At 57.5% G+C, this 17,623-nt stretch carries 15 protein-coding genes; 7 read left to right on the top strand and 8 right to left on the bottom strand.

The genetic code is table 11. The features are described from left to right. The first annotated feature begins 13 nt into the window (after nucleotides 1–13). Both INR77_RS09815 and INR77_RS09810 read left to right on the top strand, forming a co-directional pair. A complete protein-coding gene (locus INR77_RS09815; RefSeq protein WP_223070888.1) occupies nucleotides 14–778 on the top strand; it encodes an aspartyl/asparaginyl beta-hydroxylase domain-containing protein in 765 nt (254 codons plus the stop codon). Next, nucleotides 778–1,476, top strand: coding sequence for a dienelactone hydrolase family protein (locus tag INR77_RS09810; protein ID WP_223070887.1), 699 nt, complete (start codon nucleotides 778–780; stop codon nucleotides 1,474–1,476). The genes INR77_RS09815 and INR77_RS09810 overlap by 1 nt, the downstream gene beginning before the upstream one ends. Nucleotides 1,477–1,486: 10 nt before the next feature. Here the strand turns inward: INR77_RS09810 and INR77_RS09805 are convergent, their stop codons facing one another. The 5 genes from INR77_RS09805 to INR77_RS09785 all read right to left on the bottom strand — a co-directional run bounded on the left by INR77_RS09805 (nucleotide 1,487) and on the right by INR77_RS09785 (nucleotide 7,822). Continuing rightward, nucleotides 1,487–3,784 (bottom strand): penicillin acylase family protein, encoded by a 2,298-nt coding sequence (locus tag INR77_RS09805; RefSeq protein WP_223070886.1) that lies wholly within the window; start codon nucleotides 3,782–3,784, stop codon nucleotides 1,487–1,489. Between the two features lie 129 nt (nucleotides 3,785–3,913). Next, on the bottom strand, nucleotides 3,914–5,719 hold the full coding sequence (locus INR77_RS09800) for an acyl-CoA dehydrogenase C-terminal domain-containing protein (protein WP_223070885.1): 1,806 nt from the start codon (nucleotides 5,717–5,719) through the stop codon (nucleotides 3,914–3,916). Nucleotides 5,720–5,796: 77 nt separating this feature from the next. Further along, nucleotides 5,797–6,276: a MerR family DNA-binding transcriptional regulator gene (locus INR77_RS09795; RefSeq protein WP_255573727.1), complete on the bottom strand. Its 480-nt coding sequence runs from the start codon at nucleotides 6,274–6,276 to the stop codon at nucleotides 5,797–5,799. Nucleotides 6,277–6,308: 32 nt separating this feature from the next. After that, nucleotides 6,309–6,710: a phosphoribosyl-AMP cyclohydrolase gene (gene hisI, locus INR77_RS09790; protein ID WP_223070884.1), complete on the bottom strand. Its 402-nt coding sequence runs from the start codon at nucleotides 6,708–6,710 to the stop codon at nucleotides 6,309–6,311. A gap of 419 nt (nucleotides 6,711–7,129) precedes the next feature. Continuing rightward, entirely contained in the window at nucleotides 7,130–7,822 is a 693-nt protein-coding gene (locus INR77_RS09785; protein WP_255573726.1) for a ComF family protein, read from the bottom strand. Nucleotides 7,823–7,898: 76 nt separating this feature from the next. On the opposite strand from INR77_RS09785, the gene INR77_RS09780 reads away from it, so the two are divergent. After that, a complete protein-coding gene (locus INR77_RS09780) occupies nucleotides 7,899–8,630 on the top strand; it encodes a methyltransferase (protein ID WP_223070883.1) in 732 nt (243 codons plus the stop codon). 3 nt (nucleotides 8,631–8,633) lie between these two features. On the opposite strand, the gene ppdK is transcribed toward INR77_RS09780, so the two are convergent. The 3 genes from ppdK to INR77_RS09765 are packed head-to-tail and all read right to left on the bottom strand — an operon-like array spanning nucleotide 8,634 to nucleotide 14,349. Beyond that, nucleotides 8,634–11,297 (bottom strand): pyruvate, phosphate dikinase, encoded by a 2,664-nt coding sequence (gene ppdK / locus INR77_RS09775; RefSeq protein ID WP_223070882.1) that lies wholly within the window; start codon nucleotides 11,295–11,297, stop codon nucleotides 8,634–8,636. Then, nucleotides 11,297–13,480, bottom strand: a complete 2,184-nt coding sequence (gene glyS, locus INR77_RS09770; protein ID WP_223070881.1) for a glycine--tRNA ligase subunit beta — start codon at nucleotides 13,478–13,480, stop codon at nucleotides 11,297–11,299. Before glyS ends, ppdK begins: the two co-directional genes overlap by 1 nt. After that, nucleotides 13,480–14,349: a glycine--tRNA ligase subunit alpha gene (locus tag INR77_RS09765; protein ID WP_223073506.1), complete on the bottom strand. Its 870-nt coding sequence runs from the start codon at nucleotides 14,347–14,349 to the stop codon at nucleotides 13,480–13,482. Before INR77_RS09765 ends, glyS begins: the two co-directional genes overlap by 1 nt. A gap of 630 nt (nucleotides 14,350–14,979) precedes the next feature. On the opposite strand from INR77_RS09765, the gene INR77_RS09760 reads away from it, so the two are divergent. The 4 genes from INR77_RS09760 (at nucleotide 14,980) to INR77_RS09745 (ending at nucleotide 17,563) form a co-directional block, all read left to right on the top strand. Then, a complete protein-coding gene (locus INR77_RS09760; RefSeq protein ID WP_223070880.1) occupies nucleotides 14,980–15,375 on the top strand; it encodes a hypothetical protein in 396 nt (131 codons plus the stop codon). 37 nt (nucleotides 15,376–15,412) lie between these two features. Next, complete coding sequence (locus INR77_RS09755; RefSeq protein WP_223070879.1) at nucleotides 15,413–15,607, top strand: helix-turn-helix transcriptional regulator; 195 nt, start codon at nucleotides 15,413–15,415, stop codon at nucleotides 15,605–15,607. Between the two features lie 109 nt (nucleotides 15,608–15,716). After that, complete coding sequence (locus INR77_RS09750; protein WP_223070878.1) at nucleotides 15,717–16,634, top strand: TraB/GumN family protein; 918 nt, start codon at nucleotides 15,717–15,719, stop codon at nucleotides 16,632–16,634. After that, on the top strand, nucleotides 16,634–17,563 hold the full coding sequence (locus tag INR77_RS09745; protein ID WP_223070877.1) for a TraB/GumN family protein: 930 nt from the start codon (nucleotides 16,634–16,636) through the stop codon (nucleotides 17,561–17,563). Before INR77_RS09750 ends, INR77_RS09745 begins: the two co-directional genes overlap by 1 nt. Nucleotides 17,564–17,623 lie beyond the last annotated feature (60 nt).

Here is a 17,623-nt window from a genome sequence, read left to right as displayed (position 1 = left end):
GGGGGATCGACTGATGCAAGACTATGAAAAGGGGCCTGAAACACGGCCCTGGATTATCCGCGTAGGGTCGAAATTGCGCTCGCGTATCGACCGTATCAGCACCGCCAGCTCCAAGATCCCGGTTGAGCCGATCCTGAGCGAGGAGCATTTCGCGTGGACAAGGGAAATCGCCGAGCATTGGGAAGAGATCGCGGCGGAAGCCGAAGCAGTCATCAAGCATCGCGACGCCATCCCTCCCTTGCGCGAGCTATCACCTGACCACCGCAACACCGGGCGCGATGGCAAATGGCGTTCGTTTTTCCTTATTGGCTATGGCTACAAGGTGCCGGAAAACTGCGCGCGCGCTCCGAAGACCGCAGCGCTGATGGAGACAGTGCCGGACCTCAATTCCGCGTTTTTCTCCATCCTTGATCCGGGCGCCACCATCCCTCCTCACCGCGGCGTCACTCGCGGGCTTATCACCTGCCATCTGGGTGTGAACATCCCTAAGGATGCCTCCAACTGCTGGATAGAAGTCGAAGGGCAGCGCGCACATTGGAAGGATGGCGAATGGCTGATTTTCGACGATTGCTTCGTCCATCAGGTCGCCAATGAGACAGAAGAAATGCGCGTCATTTTATTGGTTCAGGTGAAGCGCCCGATGCGCTTTTTCGGAAAGCTCGTCCATGACGCATGGCTTTGGGCCATCCGCAAATCGCCCTTCGTTCAGGACGCGCGCAAGAATTTTGACAAATGGGAAGAGGCCTTTGCCACCGCAGAGGCGAATGAGAAAGTGTGATGAGCAGGTTTGAAACGATCGCATATACCGATGGCGACACCGGGCTCAAAGGCCTGTTTGCAAAGCCAAACGGGGCGACCCGCGCGGCGATTACGATTTACCCGACGTTTATGAACACCACGCCCGGCGTCGAAGACAAAGCGCGGCGTTTGGTTGAGCAAGGTTACGCAGTCTTTATCGCAGACTTCTATGGACCGTCTGCGCCTTCAAACTTCGATGAAGCCTTCAGCGCCATGAATGACCTGTCGCGCGATCCAGTTGCAATGCGCACACGTCTTCGCGCGTCGCTCGATATGATGCGCGGCCTCACCGAAGGTCTGCCGCAGCTTGCAATCGGGTACTGCCTTGGCGGCAAGGCGGTCCTTGAAATGGCGCGCGAGGGTCAGGATTTGGTTGCTGTTGCCAGCTTTCACGGCCTGCTCGACACATCCCTTCCCGCAGAGGACACGATCACCGCGCGTATCCTTGTCTGCCACGGCGATGCCGACGCGATGGTCCCACGCACGCAAGTTATGGCGTTCTGGGAAGAAATGGACGCTGCCAATGCGGATTGGCATTTCCATTCCTATTCAGGTGTCGATCACGGATTTACCATGCCCACGCGCTTCGATGGCGAGGTCAACCCTGCCTATAACGCCAGCGCGCAGCGGCAGAGCTGGAATGCGATGATTTCCCTTTTTGACGAATGTCTTGGTTGATCGCTACTCGCTACTCACTGATCGTGACCGTCTCGCCGATCCGCGCTGCTTCTATCTCTTCGTCTGAGAATGGCAGTCGGTGCCAGTCTTTCGCCGAGTAAAGCCGAGTTTGATCGGCGTAAAACGGCGATGCGGGATTGGTGCTCTGCGAGTAACTCAGCACTGCATCGGCCACCGGACCATCCGTATCAAAGCCGACAATCTGGATGTAGCTGGAACCGTGAACCGGGGTAAGCCCGCCTTCGACTTCGCGCGATTCCTGCATATTGAGGATGCCCGCAAGGCCCGTTGCGCCGTGGATCGGGATAGTCTCATCGCCATCCATGCGAGTTTGAATCATACCCCAAGGCGCGTCGAGAGGGATGCCTTTCTCCTCAAGCTCGCTCCCTGCTTCATTCAAAGCCTTGTAAAGGTTGAGCCGTACTGTTCCTTCACTGGTGAGATCGCGCGGAGTGTTGACCGGGTCTTCGGGATCAAATGGCGTTGCCCAAAGATCCTTGCGCCCCCTCACCTTGTCCCAAAAGGCGAGAAAGAGATGCGCGCCCTTGCTATCAAGATTTACGCGGCGATCCCAATCAGCCAAGACTTCGCAAGCCTTGCTCAAGCCCGCTTTTTCTGAGCATTCTTCCACGACACCATCAACAACCATGTCAGCGGCCAGCACTTTATTGCCAAAGACGAGCTCTTTTGCCCGTGCATGATCGATCTTTGCCTCGGCAAGTGTCGCTTCCGTCTCTGTGTAATTCGAGCGCGAGCGCAGCGTGAGCTCGGTTTTGTAGGTGCCAAGGATTGGCGAAAGCTCACGGTAAGGCTCGCCTGCATGGCTGAGCCAATAGCTGTCGTTGGAATTGGTGACATAGTCAGTGCGCGTGCGCGAGGCCTGTTCGCTGGCTGGCAAAAGCCCTGGCACGCTTGCCTTGGTCGGCGCCTCCATCCAGTCGCACTGCGAACGGGTTCCATCAAGCAATGTTATTTGCCCAGCAACAAGGGCCGACAAAGGCGTTGAGCACTCCTTCGCCATCTCAGCACTGACATTAGGGACAGCGGTAATATCAGCGTGAAGCGCATTGCCATTGCGGTCGGCCGCGATGGTGTTGACCCACGGAATACCCAGTGTCTCACTGATCGCGGTTTCAATCTCGCTGACGTTGCTCGCCTTGCCAATACCAAGCCATGCGTCCATCCCGCGCTGGTTCCCGGTGTTCGCATCGCGCAAGGTAAAGGCGATTTGCCGCGTCCATACAGCGCCCGCTTGCGGCATGGTGATGACCGGGCCGAAACGGGTTGAATACATCACCCGCTCGATTGGCTCCTCCCCAACTGGCATGGGAATGGTGACAAGCGTTTCCTCCATCGGCACCACTTCACCATCGACGATATAGCTGGTCGGATCATCAGGCGCGAGTTGCAGCATATAAGCGGTAAAGTGACGCGCTTTGGTCACCGTATGGGTCCAGGCAACATCCTTGTTAAAGCCAAGTGTTGGGAGCGGCGTCCCCGCAATCCCGACGCCCATCACGTCATAGCCATCGGGCCCGCGCACGTGCATTTGCCAGAAGCGCGCCGGCCCTTCCCACGGAAAATGCGGGTTACCGATCAAAAGGCCCTTCCCATCTGCGGTTACATCGCTGCCAAAGGCCCAGCCATTGCTGCCGTAGCTGGGTTCGGGCGGTGGCGGAAAATTGAGCGTTTCGGTACCGTTAGAGGCCTGACCACCTGAAGGCGGCTCGGCCCCGGCAATCGCCCCTGCAAAGGCCAGCGAACTCGCCAAAAGCATCGTTTTCTCGTTAAGGCGCAGCATATCGTCGTTTGTTATCGGGCGCACCCATGGCGCATCGCGGCATTCCTTGGGCAAGGTCGAGACCGGATTGTCGAACAAATAGCGGTTATAGCCCGCCACATATCCTGCAATCAGTGCCTGATTGACCGGACTCGATTGCTCAAGCCCGGCGCGAAGAGCGGGCAGATCGACCTGGCTGCGGAAGAAAACATCCGAGGTGAGATTGTCCATGCTCCTGAGGCCAAGCTCGTTTTGGCCCTCATTGCCAAAGAACATCGACCGCTCACCGCGCACGCTGACGAAATCTTCGGCCAGCATACAGATATTGTCTTCAGCATAGGCATAGGCGACGCCGTAGCCCACGCCCTCCCAAGTGTCCGCTTCGATATGGGCGATGTTATGGGTTGTGCGGGTGATCTCGGCTTTGAAGGGGCTGTTGCTTGCGCCCGCGTGATCATCGGCGAGCGCTGGTAATGTCAGAGCGCTCGATGCCAGAAGCACTCCCAAGCCGTGTACGGTCGCGCGCATATTCTCTCTCCTTCAAATTTTTCAGGAGGCTATTGCCACAGCACGCATCTGGCAAGCGCCCAAACATAGGAAAAAGCCCCCGCCAGCGTAAACCTGGCGAGGGCTTTGTGATCTGGATCAAATCAGCGCTTATGCAGCGGTCGAGAACGCCTCTTCAGGAAGCGCCATCATGTTCTCGCTGCCCGCTTCAAGCTTGCGGCGAAGCGCGCCTGCGTCAGGCAGGAAGCGCTCTGCATAATAAGCTGCCGACGTCATTTTCGCTTCGTAGAACGCCTTGTCTTGCGGGTCGCCAGCAAGCGCGGCTGACGCAGTCTTGGCTTGTTTCAGCCAGAAGAAGCCAAGCGTCACAATGCCCATGATGTGCATATAATGGTGTGCGCCAGCGCCCAGGTGATTGGGGTTCGCCATCGCGTTCTGCATGAACCACATGGTCGCCTGCTTCTGCTCACCAAGTGCCTTTTCAAGCTTGGTCGCAAGGTCGGCGAGCGTCTCATTGCTCTTGGCTTCAGCAATCTCGTCGTCGATCATCTTGAAGAAGGCCTGCACCGCGCGGCCACCTTTTGATGCAAGCTTGCGCCCGCAAAGGTCCATTGCCTGAACGCCGTTGGTGCCTTCGTAAATCATGGCAATGCGGCTGTCGCGCACAAACTGCTCCATGCCCCATTCCTTGACGTAGCCGTGTCCGCCATAGACCTGCTGCATATTGTTGGCGATGTCATAGCCTTTGTCGGTGCCATAGCCTTTGATGACCGGGGTCATCAGACCGATAAGATCATCGGCTAGTTGACGCTCTTCCTCGGTCTGAGCTTTATGAGTGAGGTCGACTTGCAATGCGCCCCACAGGCACAGGGCCCGCATCCCTTCGTTAAAGACCTTTGCGTCCATTAACATCCGACGCACGTCGGGGTGTACAAAGATCGGATCGGCCTTTGCCTCTGGCTCAGCCGGGCCAGAAAGCGCGCGGCCCTGACGACGGTCAAGCGCGTAGGTGACAGCGTTTTGATAGCTGACTTCCGCCTGTGCAAGCCCTTGCAGACCCACACCAAGGCGCGCTGCATTCATCATCACGAACATGGCAGCAAGCCCCTTGTTTTCCTCGCCCAACATATATCCAGTCGCGCCGTCATAGTTGAGAACGCAGGTCGCGTTGGCGTGGATGCCCATCTTCTTCTCAATCGAGCCACAGGTCACGCCATTGCGCTCACCCGGTTCGCCATTTTCATCAAGGATGAACTTGGGCACGATAAAGAGCGAAATGCCCTTCGAGCTGTCCGGTGCGCCCGGCGTTTTTGCCAGAACGAGGTGAATGATGTTGCTGGTGAGGTCGTGCTCACCTGCCGAGATAAAGATCTTCGTGCCAGTGATCTTGTATGACCCATCGCTCTGCGGCTCTGCCTTGGTGCGGATAAGGCCGAGATCAGTCCCGCAATGTGGCTCAGTCAGGTTCATCGTGCCCGACCATTCGCCGGTGATCATCTTGGGCAAATAGGCTTCTTTTTGTTCCTGCGTGCCAGCCGCTTCGAGTGCCGCCGATGCACCATTGGTCAGACCCGGATACATTCCGAAGGCCTGGTTGGCAGACGCGGTGAATTCTTCAAGCACCATGGCAAGCGTGTGCGGCAGGCCCTGCCCGCCGAATTCCTCCGGCTTGGCCAGCGTTGCCCAGCCCGCCTCGACATAGGCGTCATACGCTTCCTTGAAGCCTTTCGGCGTGGTGACTGAGCCGTCTTCGTGACGGGTGCAACCTTCTTCATCGCCCGACTGGTTAATGGGTGCGAGAACTTCAGAGCAGAACTTGCCCGCTTCATTGACGATCGTATCGATCATGTCTTGTGTGGCATTTTCGAAGCCCGGCAGATTGCCATAGCTGGCAAGGTCGAGCATTTCATTGAGGACAAAGCGCGTATCGCGCGTCGGGGCGGTATAGGTTGGCATCAGATGATCCCTTTATTTATGGCGTTGGTATTATGCGGGGTGTGTGGCCGAGCGGTCCAGCCGCTCTTCCGGGCCCACTAATTCGGGTCGAGCTTTTCGATCTCTTTCACAAACTCGCTGAGTTCCTTGATTGATGAATCGATGTCGGCGCGTTGCTCCTTCAACTTGGCAATGTGCGCGCGGCAGCGTTCTATGGTCACCCGGCGTTGTTCAACGCGGCCATCGTCAAGATCGTACAGGTCGATCATCTCGCGAATTTCGGTGAGGCTAAAGCCCACGTTCTTTGCGCGCATGATCCATGCAAGGCGGGCCCGGTCGCGCTTTGAATAGACGCGGGTGAGCCCAACACGCGCCGGGCTGATCAAGCCTTCGTCTTCATAAAAGCGTAAAGCGCGCGCAGTGCAGCCGAACTCTGAGGTCAGGTCCGAAATCGAAAATTGTTCACGCGCCAAATCATCCGGGCGGTCGAGATGCGCACCTTGACGAGGAGAATCCTGCCGGCGCGATTCGTCACCAGAGGCACGCGGATCGGTGATCGGGTCAGATTGAGTGTCCATAGGCAAGGAACTACCTTACCTTTACGTGAGCGTCAAGTCTTGACCTTAACGAGAGCTTCGCTGTCCTCTGCCTTCAGTTCCAGCTTGCGGTAAAAGCAAGATGTGCGCCCGGTGTGACAAGTGGGTCCGGCCGGTCTGGCGTAGATCACCAGCGCATCCTGATCGCAATCCACCCGGATTTCCTCAACCCGCAACACATTGCCGGAGGTTTCGCCCTTCATCCAAAGCTCGCCGCGCGAACGCGACCAGAAAGTGACATTGCCGCTTTCCCGCGTCTTGGCGAGGCTTTCTTCGTTCATGAAGGCAACGACGAGCACCTCTTTGGTTTGAGAATCGAGTACCACCGCGCTGAGCAATCCCTTTTCATCAAACTTTGGGGCAAACCGGGTGCCCTCCTCAATCTCTTGGCGCGTAGGGCAGCAATCGCTGGACAAGAAAGCTCTCCTGAAATGACAGAATATGGCACGTTGAGCGCCCAAAGGTTCACCCTATGCGACAGATTGTTGCAAAGCTACAACATCCGACCATCAAAATACGTGAGAATACAGGTTTCGGCTTTCGGATTCGTAAGGCAAATGGAACAACTCCAATCACCGGGTGCTTAGCGGCGCCCTTCCACCTAACAAACGGTGTTGTCAAACGCCGGGTTCAGGGGGTTGTCGGTCTGAGCCAACAGCGGGGTGTTGGATGACCGATTGAACGAATAAGGATTTGATCCTGATAGCGAAGTTAGGGGGTCGCTATCTGAGCTCTTCAGAGCGGATCTGAACCGTTTCGTCACGTGGCGCCCGGGGCTTGATTGCCTCGGGCGTTTCGGTTTTCGGGTCTTGTTTTGCAATTAGGCGTTTTGCATTCAGGATCGCGACGGCGCGCGCTTCGCCCGTGCAAAGCACGCAATGCGCACTGTATCAGCGCCAGCGCCCAGCAGAGCCTCGACACAAGCGGTGCTTGTTGCACCACTGGTCATCACATCGTCGATGAGTATCACGCTGCGCCCTCTTACCATCTCCCTGGCACCGCGTCGCACAGCAATCGCCCCGCGCAGGATTTGGTGACGTGTGTCAGACGGCAGGTCGCCAAGGCTGGGCGTGCGCTTGACCCGCACCAGACCATCCACCAATAACTCACCCTTCCCCGCATTGGCCACTTCACGCGCGAGCATTGCGGACTGGTTAAAGCCGCGCTGCCAGATGCGCGTGCGATGAAGCGGCACTGGGATGATCAGTGGCATCTCGCCTTCATCATTATGGATGCGCGAGGCAATCATCCGGCCTAGGATCGGTGCAAGTGCCAATTTCCCGCCGTGCTTGAATTTCAAGATAAGCGAGCGCGACATATCGTTATAGAGAGTCGCTGCGATGATGCCTGAATGCCGCTCGCCATGGCTGGTCTGCGCCATTTCAACCGAGCCGGGAAATTCTAGCTCGCCCCAACACTCTTCACACAAAGCGCCATGGGCCGCGATGGGCGCGCCGCAAGAGCCGCAGCGCGGCGGATAAATGAGATCGAAGGCTGGCCTCAGGCCTTCGATAATCTCTTTTCCCAAGGTGCCGCGCCATACCATTGCGAGGGTGATTGTGCAGCACTTGCGCTTCGCCCGCAAGCGGGCCAAGTGAGGCACCATGGCCTCATCACAAGTCCCTCAGATATTCAACCGCCGCGCCGCTGCTGCCAAATGGGCCCGCGCAATAGAACGGCAAACGCGCAAGGGAGCCGCCTCCTACCTCAGCGCATCAATAGCCGAAGACATGGCGGATCGGCTCGATTTTATGCGTTTCGAAGGCAAAAGCGCGTTTGTGATCGGTGACACGGTCGACGCTTTGCCCTTTGGTATCAAGCGCCCATTGGGAAGCTTAGACGAAGAGCTGCCCGGAGCGTTCGAGGAATATGATCTGGTCGCGCATATCCTTGGACTTGGGGTGGTTAACGATTTGCCCGGCGCTCTCATCCATGCGCGCAATTCCTTGTGTGAAGGAGGCCTTTTCATTGCCGGGCTTCCCGGAGCAGGATCCCTCCCCGCGCTTCGCCAGATTGTCTTAGCGGCCGACGGAGAACGCCCTGCTGCACGAATGCATCCGCTGGTCGATAACCGGGCTGGCACGGCGCTCTTGGAGCGCGCTGGGTTTTCGCGCCAGGTCGTTGATAGCTACCCGCTGAAGGTGCGTTTTTCCTCGCTCGGCCAGCTTATCAGTGACCTTCGCGATCATGGGCTCACCCGCTCGCTCAAAACGCCAGTTCCGCCGCTTTCGCGCGACTGGCTCGCCCGTGCCGAAGCTGCCTTTGACGCTATGCGCGAAGAAGACGGCAAGGTCACTGAAACCTTTGAAATACTCGTGCTGACAGGGTGGCGCTAAGCTTTACTTAAGCGCCGCCTGAGCCGCCGCAAGCCGCGCAATTGGCACGCGGTAAGGCGAGGCGCTGACGTAATCGAGCCCGACTTTCTCACAAAAGGCGATGGAAGCAGGGTCGCCGCCATGCTCGCCGCAAATGCCAAGCTTGATGTCAGGCCGCGTTGCCCTGCCCCGTTGAGCGGCCAGCTCGACCAATTGGCCAACGCCTTCGACATCGAGGCTCACAAACGGATCGCGCGCGAAGATGCCCTTTTCAACGTAAGGTGCGAGGAATTTGGCTGAATCATCGCGGCTCACCCCAAGAGTGGTCTGCGTGAGGTCGTTCGTACCAAAGCTGAAGAATGCACCTTCCTCGGCGATTTCTCCCGCCATAAGCGCTGCGCGCGGAAGCTCGATCATGGTGCCGACAAGGTATTCGACCGATGTGCCCTTCTCAGCGAAAACCTTCTGCGCTGTTTCATCGATCAGCGCTTTTAGGATCGCAAGTTCCTTTTGCGTCGCCACGAGGGGAACCATGATTTCGGGAATTGGCGCTTCGCCTGATGCGGTTTTGACATCGCAGGCCGCCTCAAAAATCGCACGTGCCTGCATCTCGTAGATTTCGGGGAAAGTGATGCCCAAACGGCATCCCCGGTGGCCCAGCATCGGGTTGAATTCGTGCAGTTCGCCCGCGCGGCGTTTGAGGTGATCAACGCCCAGGCCAGTGGTATCGGCAAGTTCTTCAAATTCGCTATCCTGCGTTGGCAGGAATTCGTGCAGCGGCGGATCGAGAAGACGGATCGTGCAAGGAAGTCCTGCCATAACCTCAAAGATTGCAGTGAAGTCGGCGCGCTGCTCAGGCAGCAGGACTTCCAACGCGCTGCTGCGCCCTGCTTCTTCTTCGGCGAGGATCATCTGGCGCACAGCCTTAATCCGGCTCGCGTCAAAGAACATATGTTCGGTTCGGCAAAGGCCGATGCCTTCTGCACCAAACTGGCGCGCCATTTTGCAGTCGTCGGGCGTCTCTGCATTTGTGCGCACTTTCATCCGGCGAAGCGCGTCCGCCCATTCCATCAAAGTGCCGAAATCGCCGGCTAGCTCAGGTTCTACCGTGGGCACGATGCCGAGCATGATCTGACCATTGGCCCCGTCGAGAGTGATTTCATCGCCCTCATTCAAGTCTTGATAACCGATCTTGAGAGTGCGCGTTTTGAGGTCGATGGACACACCGCTCGCGCCTGAAACGCAGGGCCGACCCATGCCGCGCGCGACCACGGCTGCGTGGCTGGTCATCCCGCCGCGCGCGGTCAAAATGCCTTGTGCTGCGTGCATCCCGTGGATGTCTTCTGGCGAGGTTTCCACGCGCACGAGAATGACTTTCTCGCCGCGCTCCACCCATTGCTCAGCGGTATCGGCATCAAGCACGATCTTACCCGCAGCAGCGCCCGGTGATGCAGGCAGGCCAGCGCCCAGAACATTGCGCTCAGCATCGGGATCGAGTGTCGGGTGAAGCAACTGGTCCAGCGCCATGGGATCAACCCGGCGCACAGCCTCTTCGCGAGTGATAAGCCCGTCGGCCTCCATATCCACCGCCATCTTAAGCGCAGCCTTTGCCGTGCGCTTGCCTGAGCGGGTTTGCAGCATCCACAACTTACCGCGCTCCACGGTAAACTCGATGTCCTGCATATCCTTGTAGTGCTTTTCGAGCAGGTCGAAGACGCGCGCAAGCTCGCCGTAAGCCTCAGGCATGGCCTCTTCCATCGATAGCGGTTTGGCGCCTGCAGCCTCGCGTGCGGCTTTGGTCAGATATTGCGGCGTGCGGATGCCCGCCACCACGTCTTCCCCTTGCGCGTTGATGAGATATTCGCCGTAATATGCGCGTTCACCGGTTGCAGGGTCGCGGGTAAAGGCAACGCCGGTGGCCGATGTGTCGCCCATGTTGCCGAACACCATTGCCTGAACGTTGACCGCCGTGCCCCAGTCGCCGGGGATGTCATTCAAGCGGCGGTAAACCTTGGCGCGGTCGCTGTCCCAGCTGTCGAAAACGGCGCGGATCGCGCCCCAAAGCTGCTCGTTCACATCTTGCGGGAAGGGTTTGCCCCATTCGGTTTGAACGATACCTTTGAACTCGGTGACGAGCGCTTTCCAATCCTCTGCAGAGAGCTCTGTATCGGCATAAAAGCCGTTGTCTTCCTTGGCAATTTCCAGCGCTTCTTCAAAAAGGCCGTGGTCAAGGCCAAGCACAACGTCCGAATACATCTGGATAAAACGGCGATAGCTGTCCCATGCGAAACGCTCATCGCCGGATGTTGCTGAAAGCCCTTCGACCGTTTGATCGTTGAGGCCAAGATTGAGGACCGTGTCCATCATGCCCGGCATGGAAACCCGCGCGCCGGAACGCACGGATACGAGCAGTGGGTCGCCCGCATGCCCGAATTTCTTACCGACCGAGGCTTCGATATGCCCCACCGCGCCTGCAACCGCCTCGCGCAGAGCATCAGAGAACTCCGCGCCATGCTGAAGATAGGAGACACACTCTTCGGTAGTGATGGTGAAACCGGGAGGGACCGGCAGGCCAATGCTAGCCATTTCGGCAAGGTTTGCGCCCTTACCCCCGGTGATCGTCTTGTCCCGCTGGCGGGTATCAACATGAGCGGCATCACCGCCAAAGGGGTAGACTGTCTGGACCATCAACCTTCAATCCTTGAGAAATCAGCGACCTTGTGAACGGCATCGCGAAGACGCGCTAACAGAGAAAGGCGGCTTGCGCGCACATTCTTATCTTCTGCGTTGACAATTACATCTTCAAAGAAACGATCAACCGCGCCGCGAAGCGAGGCCAGCGCCTCCATTGCAGCAGCGAAATCTTCTGCTTCGATAGCGGCGGCGGCTTTGGGTTCCGCCGCGTCGAGCGCTGCGATGAGAGCGGCTTCGGCGGGTTCTGGGGTGTGGGAGGGCGCCATGCCGCCTTGCGCTTCCCCGCGAAGGCGGGGATCCAGTGCGGCACCGTCCTGCCCTTCACCCTGGCCCCCCGCCTTCGCGGGGGAGCGGGATTGGTCGTACCCCTCTTTCTTGAGGATGTTCGCCGCGCGCTTGTAGCCGGCAAGGAGGTTTGCTCCGTTATCGGTTTCGATGAAGCTCTGGAGTGCATGGACGCGAGCGAGGAGCCGAACGAGATCGTCCTCACCGCCAAGTGCGAACACCGCGTCGATCAGATCGTGGCGAACGCCAGCTTCGCGTTGTTGGACTTTGAGACGGTCGGCGAGAAACGCCAGAATTGCCTCTGTGGGGTCGCTGTAATCGACACCAGCCCTTGACTGATACATCCGTTCAAAATCGATCCCGGAGAATAGCGTCCGTAAATTCAATCTGATGCCATTCTCGACTACGATCCGAATTATTCCGAGGGCAGCTCGCCTGAGGGCAAAAGGATCTTTAGAACCAGTTGGTTTCTGTCCGATCGCAAAAAAACCGAAGAGGGCATCCGCTTTATCGGCAATCGCAAGCAGGTTTCCGATCTCATTGCTCGGAAGTTCATCCGAAGGTCCTGTCGGCTTATAGTGGTCGCGTATAGCTTCTGCGATTTCACCACCAAGACCTTGAGCATAATAGTAGCCCATCAAGGCTTGTAATTCAGGAAACTCTCCGACCATTTCCGTGACGAGGTCAGCCTTTGCGAGGTCAGCGGCTTTCCGCAGTTTAGGCTGCATTTCGCGGGCCTTTGCTTCTGGCCAGCCAACCAACTCAGGTAAGCGCTCCGAAGCAATATTTCTAATTCTCTCGACCCTTGCCGCTAGCGAGCCCAAATCCTCATGAAAGGTAATCCGCTCAAGGCCCTTGGCGTGTTCCTCAAGCGAAGTCTTCTGATCGAGTTCCCAGAAGAAGCGCGCATCGGACAGCCTTGCGGCCAGAACCTTGCGGTTGCCATCGACTACCACGGCGGGGTCCACGGCGTCGATATTAGCGGTGCAAATAAAGGCATTGGCGAGGCGGTTTACGCCGTCATTCGCAGCCGTTTCGCACACGAAATACTTCTGGTTCACCCGTGCGGTGAGCTGGATCACTTCGGGCGGCACGTCGAGGAATTCCTCGTCAAAGCAGCCCAGTAGCGGCACCGGCCATTCGGTGAGCCCGGCGTTCTCGACCACCAGACCCTCGTCCTCGACCAGCACGAGGCCAGCCTCTTGCGCCGCCTTCTTTGCGCCCTCGCGGATGATGGTAGCACGTTCTTCGTGATCAACGATCACATGGGCTGCGCGCAGTTTCTCCGCGTAGTCGTCCGCACCGTCGATCGTGATCAGGCCGGAGGAATGGAAGCGGTGCCCCATCGTCTCGCGCCCGCTGGAAAGGCCGTCCATGACAACCGGGACAACTTCGCCGCCAAGCAGCGCGAGGATGCCCGACAAAGGCCGGACCCAGCGCGTGCTTTCAGAGGATATCGACGCCTCGCCCCAGCGCATGGACTTGGGCCAAGAGAAGTCGCGGATGATCGCCGGAATAGCAGCGGCGAGGAGGTCCGAAACTTGCTGACCCGGCTTTTCAATCACCGCAAAATAGGTCGCGCGGCCCTTGACCTCGCGCTCCTCCAATTGCTCGCGGGTGACGCCATTCTTGCGGCAGAAGCCATCGACTGCCTGATCGGGAGCGCCCACGGGAGGCCCCTTGACCTCTTCGCGCACGGCCTCGGTCTGCGTCGGCAGGCTGCGCGCGATCAAAGCCAAGCGTCGCGGCGTGGACCACACGGTGATCGGGCCTGCCTCAACGCCCGCGGCCGAAAGTTCGCGTGCAAACAGCTTTTCCAGCTCGCCGCGCGCGCCCTTTTGCATCCGCGCAGGGATTTCTTCGGTGAGAAGTTCGAGGAGGAAATCAGCCATTACACGAGGCTCCATTCCGGATACTTCTCGGCCCACTCAGGCGCCATCTTCTCGGCATATTTCTCACAAGACGAACGCGCGAGGTCACGCACCCGGCCCATGTAGGACGCTCGTTCCTGTACGCTGATCACTCCGCGCGCTTGAAGCAGGTTGAACAGGTGGCTCGCCTCAACCGCTTGTTCGTACGCCGCGATCGGCACATCATTGGCAAGCGCGTTTTTGCACTCTGCCTCTGCCTTGGCGAAAAGGTCGAACAAGGCATCGGTGTCAGCGACTTCAAAGTTCCACTTGGACATCTGCCGCTCGTTCTCAAGGAACACCTCGCCGTATGTCACGCCATGCGAGTTAAAGGCCAGATCGTACACATTATCAACGCCTTGGATATACATGGCTAGCCGCTCAAGCCCATAGGTGAGCTCACCCGCAACAGGCTTGCAGTCAAATCCGCCCATTTGCTGGAAATAGGTGAACTGGGTGACTTCCATACCGTCACACCATACTTCCCAGCCAAGACCCCAAGCGCCCAGCGTTGGGCTTTCCCAGTCGTCTTCGACAAAGCGGATGTCGTGCGCAAGCGGGTCGATGCCGATTGCGCGAAGGCTGTCGAGATAAAGGTCCTGAATGTTCGAAGGCGATGGCTTCAGGATCACCTGATACTGGTAATAATGCTGCAAGCGATTGGGATTTTCGCCATAGCGCCCATCCGTGGGTCGGCGGCATGGTTGAACGAAAGCAGCGTTCCAACTTTCAGGCCCAAGCGCGCGCAAAGTGGTCGCGGTGTGAAAAGTGCCTGCCCCCATGCGCATATCATAGGGTTGCAGGATCACGCATCCGTTCGCCGCCCAGAAATCGTGCAGCGTCAGGATCATGTCCTGAAAGCTCTTGGCCGGATCGCGGGTTGGAATCGCAGGGTTCGAAAGCTCTTGTGCCATAGCGCAATGGCCCATGACGCAAGCCCCAAGGTGCGTCAATGCTGCACTGCGGCAAGCGGCCCCCTCGCACACAGGAAACTCGCTAAAAAGAGAGCAGGCTGTCTAGTTTCAATGTCAAAATGTCAGGTTTTATTGACATCAGGGGCGAATCAAACCAAAACGTCGGCGAAACCTGAGTTCCTCCTGGTTTCACCGTGGATACATCCAACACCATCAGGTCGGATCGCATTTCGGCCGAGGATGTATTTCCTCCGGCCCGCGATGTTTGCGTAGCTTTGCAATGGGGCTTTGCACTATTCGTGGGCCACTTTTTTAAACGCGACATTTTCAGGCACTGCATTTGGGCTCAGGCTCTTTGGTTGGGCGTAGGTGAAACGCAGCCGACTCGCAGGGCGCAAGTCTTCGGCGTGGACACATTGGACCATCGTTCAAGAGATTTTGCCCTCCTCGCAAATTTTGTTAGTGCTCCACCCTCAGTTTCCCACACTCGACCGCAATGGAAGCATTGCGAAGGTTTCAATCATGACCCCGCCCAACAAAACAGAAACAGGCGCAAAGCGTTTCCTAATGGCTGCTTTGACAGGGGCGGTGTGCTGGCCGTTTGTCCTATTGTGCTTCTATTTGATGCCCGACAAACCTGATGTGCCGTCGTGGATGTGGTTTTTGATTTATCCCGCCATGGCAGCGACCATCGTCTCTCTCATCCTCGTGATCGTCTATCGCAGAAGCGATGAATACACGCTCGGCCTTTGGCACAGGAGTGTGAGCATCGCACTTCTTGTCGGCATTGCCATTGGCTTTTTTGGCGCAGGGGTCGAGGTTTTCATCGATCGATATTTTTACGGGACCAAATCGACCGATGAGCTGGAACCATTTGTATCAGCGCGGGCGGGCGAGATGATGATTTTGATCCTGTTTCTTGGCATCACTACTGAACATTCTCGTCAGTCGTGGCGCTCGTGATTGCAGCGCTAGACGTGAAGCCGGGGGGCATCGCCAGATGAAAAACCAGCTTAAGGTTCTGCGCGCCAAGCACAATTGGTCGCAGGCAGAACTCGCAGCCCAGCTTGATGTCTCGCGTCAGGCGGTGAACGCGATTGAAACTGGCAAGCACGACCCTTCCCTGCCCCTCGCCTTTCGCATTGCACGCCTTTTTGAAATGCCGATTGAGGACATTTTTGACGATCTTGCATAGGAAGATCGTGCTAAAGACACTGGAGAAAAACACGCTAGCGATGTGTGTTCACATTGTTTTCAAGTCTCTCGTGCCATCAACTGGCGCACTCATTTAAGGACCATTTCACATGACATCGCTCCGCATTTTCGTATCAGCCATGCTTGGCGCAAGTTTGCTCGCCGCTTCACCGGTGCTGGCCGATGATGAGCTTTTTGATGCGGTAGAAGCGCTTCCTAGTGGTCCAGAAGGGCCTGCGCTTTGGAAAGTGTCGGATGAGGACACGACCATTTACCTGTTTGGCACGGTCCATGTGCTGCCAAAGGAACTGGTCTGGTACGATGCTGAGATCGACGCAGCGCTCAATGCGTCTGATACCATCGTCACTGAGATTGCGATGGACCCTGCCACTGAGGCAAAGCAGCAAATGCTCGCTCAGCAAAAGGGCGTATTCACCGACGGAACAACTTTGCGCTCCCTCCTTAGTGAAGAGCAGAAGGCAGCGTATGAAGCAGCACTTGCAAATCTGGGCGCGCCGGCCAATGCATTTGATCCGCTCGAACCGTGGCTCACCACCCTCACCCTCACCTTCATCCCTTTGATGCAGCAAGGTTATGACCCCAACTCCGGGGTTGAAAAAGTGATCATGTCAAAAGCGGGCGAACAATCCCTTAGCGCTTTGGAGACGATCGAATTTCAGCTTGATATGTTCGACACCATGCCAATGGACAAACAGGTCACCTTCATGATGGAAGCGGTCGAAGCCATGCCTGAGGTAAAGGCGACGCTTGATAGTATGGTTGCGCGCTGGGCGGAAGGCGATGCAGAAGGGCTTGCAGCGCTTATGAATGACGATTTGTCGGACCCGCTGCTTGCTGACACTCTCCTTTATTCGCGCAATGAAAATTGGGCCGATTGGATCGAAGATCGGCTTGAGAGCACTCCGGGCACGGTCTTTATGGCCGTGGGCGCAGGGCATCTGGCGGGCGAAAAAAGCGTGCAGGATTACCTTGAGGCCAAAGGTATTCAAAGCGCGCGCATCCAATAATGCCAATGGCGAGCATCGGCTTTACCCCCTCGGCGCATCGCCCGGCGTGGTTTTGGCTGCTCGCCGCCTTTGTTTTCTCGCTTTCAGCGTGCGGCGATCGGGCTGAGACGGACCCGTCGCCTACCTACCCTGAGGCCAGCCCGCTTCTTTATGAGATCTCAAGCGAAGGCGGCGTTGTCGAGGGGTGGATGTTTGGGACTATCCATGCCCTTCCCGAAGGTGTCGAATGGCGCACGGCAGAGATCGACCGGGTGATTGACGAGGCCGATGTACTGATGGTCGAAGTCGCCAGCCTTGGTCAGAGCGATGATGTGCGTCAGGCATTTCTTGAACTATCGCGCAGCCCCGGGCTGCCGCCTGTGAATGAGCGGGTTTCGCTGGAAATCCGTCCCGATCTTGAAGCGATGGTGGCCCGTTCTGGCCTCTCGCGTGCCCATTTGCGCGCCTCGGAAGATTGGGCCGCTGCGATCATGCTCTCGCAGGTCGATGCCCCGGGCGACCCTGAACTGGGCGTGGACCGCGTGCTCATCGCACAGTTCAATGGCCGCAAGGTCAAAGGATTTGAGACGGCGCGCGAGCAGCTTGGCATCTTCGACCAACTCAGCCCGTCAGTGCAGCGCACACTACTTGAAGAAACTGTGCGCGATTGGGCTTCCTCTCGAGGGGAGCGCAAGCGCCTTATTACAGCATGGCTTTCAGGCGATGTGCCCCAATTGGAAGAGGTCACCACAAGCGGCATCATGGATGATCCAGAGCTTCGAGCGGCGCTTCTCACCAATCGCAATGACAATTGGATTGCCCCGATCACACAAGCGCTTGAAAAAGAGCCATTGCCGCTGATCGCTGTGGGCACTGCGCATCTGATTGGCGCTCAAGGGCTCGCTGCTCAAGTGCAAGAGCACGGTTACACGGTCAGGCGCGTGCAATAAAACGCTGCATTATGCGCTGGCGGCCAAAAGGGTATTATTCCCTTGCCTTTTGCCCCCTTC

This window comes from Erythrobacter sp. SCSIO 43205 (assembly GCF_019904235.1).
GTDB lineage: Bacteria > Pseudomonadota > Alphaproteobacteria > Sphingomonadales > Sphingomonadaceae > Erythrobacter.
This window is presented reverse-complemented; position numbering and strand designations above follow the sequence as displayed.

What these genes read in the sequence shown, in the direction of transcription:
- INR77_RS09780 (WP_223070883.1), top strand. Translation starts at nt 7,899, where the DNA reads ATGGCCTCATCACAAGTCCCTCAGATATTCAACCGCCGCGCCGCTGCT.
- INR77_RS09800 (WP_223070885.1), bottom strand. Translation starts at nt 5,719, where the DNA reads ATGCCAACCTATACCGCCCCGACGCGCGATACGCGCTTTGTCCTCAAT.
- ppdK (WP_223070882.1), bottom strand. Translation starts at nt 11,297, where the DNA reads ATGGTCCAGACAGTCTACCCCTTTGGCGGTGATGCCGCTCATGTTGAT.
- INR77_RS09795 (WP_255573727.1), bottom strand. Translation starts at nt 6,276, where the DNA reads ATGGACACTCAATCTGACCCGATCACCGATCCGCGTGCCTCTGGTGAC.
- INR77_RS09815 (WP_223070888.1), top strand. Translation starts at nt 14, where the DNA reads ATGCAAGACTATGAAAAGGGGCCTGAAACACGGCCCTGGATTATCCGC.
- INR77_RS09755 (WP_223070879.1), top strand. Translation starts at nt 15,413, where the DNA reads ATGAAAAACCAGCTTAAGGTTCTGCGCGCCAAGCACAATTGGTCGCAG.
- INR77_RS09805 (WP_223070886.1), bottom strand. Translation starts at nt 3,784, where the DNA reads ATGCGCGCGACCGTACACGGCTTGGGAGTGCTTCTGGCATCGAGCGCT.
- INR77_RS09750 (WP_223070878.1), top strand. Translation starts at nt 15,717, where the DNA reads ATGACATCGCTCCGCATTTTCGTATCAGCCATGCTTGGCGCAAGTTTG.
- INR77_RS09745 (WP_223070877.1), top strand. Translation starts at nt 16,634, where the DNA reads ATGCCAATGGCGAGCATCGGCTTTACCCCCTCGGCGCATCGCCCGGCG.
- INR77_RS09760 (WP_223070880.1), top strand. Translation starts at nt 14,980, where the DNA reads ATGGCTGCTTTGACAGGGGCGGTGTGCTGGCCGTTTGTCCTATTGTGC.
- INR77_RS09810 (WP_223070887.1), top strand. Translation starts at nt 778, where the DNA reads ATGAGCAGGTTTGAAACGATCGCATATACCGATGGCGACACCGGGCTC.
- INR77_RS09765 (WP_223073506.1), bottom strand. Translation starts at nt 14,349, where the DNA reads ATGATCCTGACGCTGCACGATTTCTGGGCGGCGAACGGATGCGTGATC.
- glyS (WP_223070881.1), bottom strand. Translation starts at nt 13,480, where the DNA reads ATGGCTGATTTCCTCCTCGAACTTCTCACCGAAGAAATCCCTGCGCGG.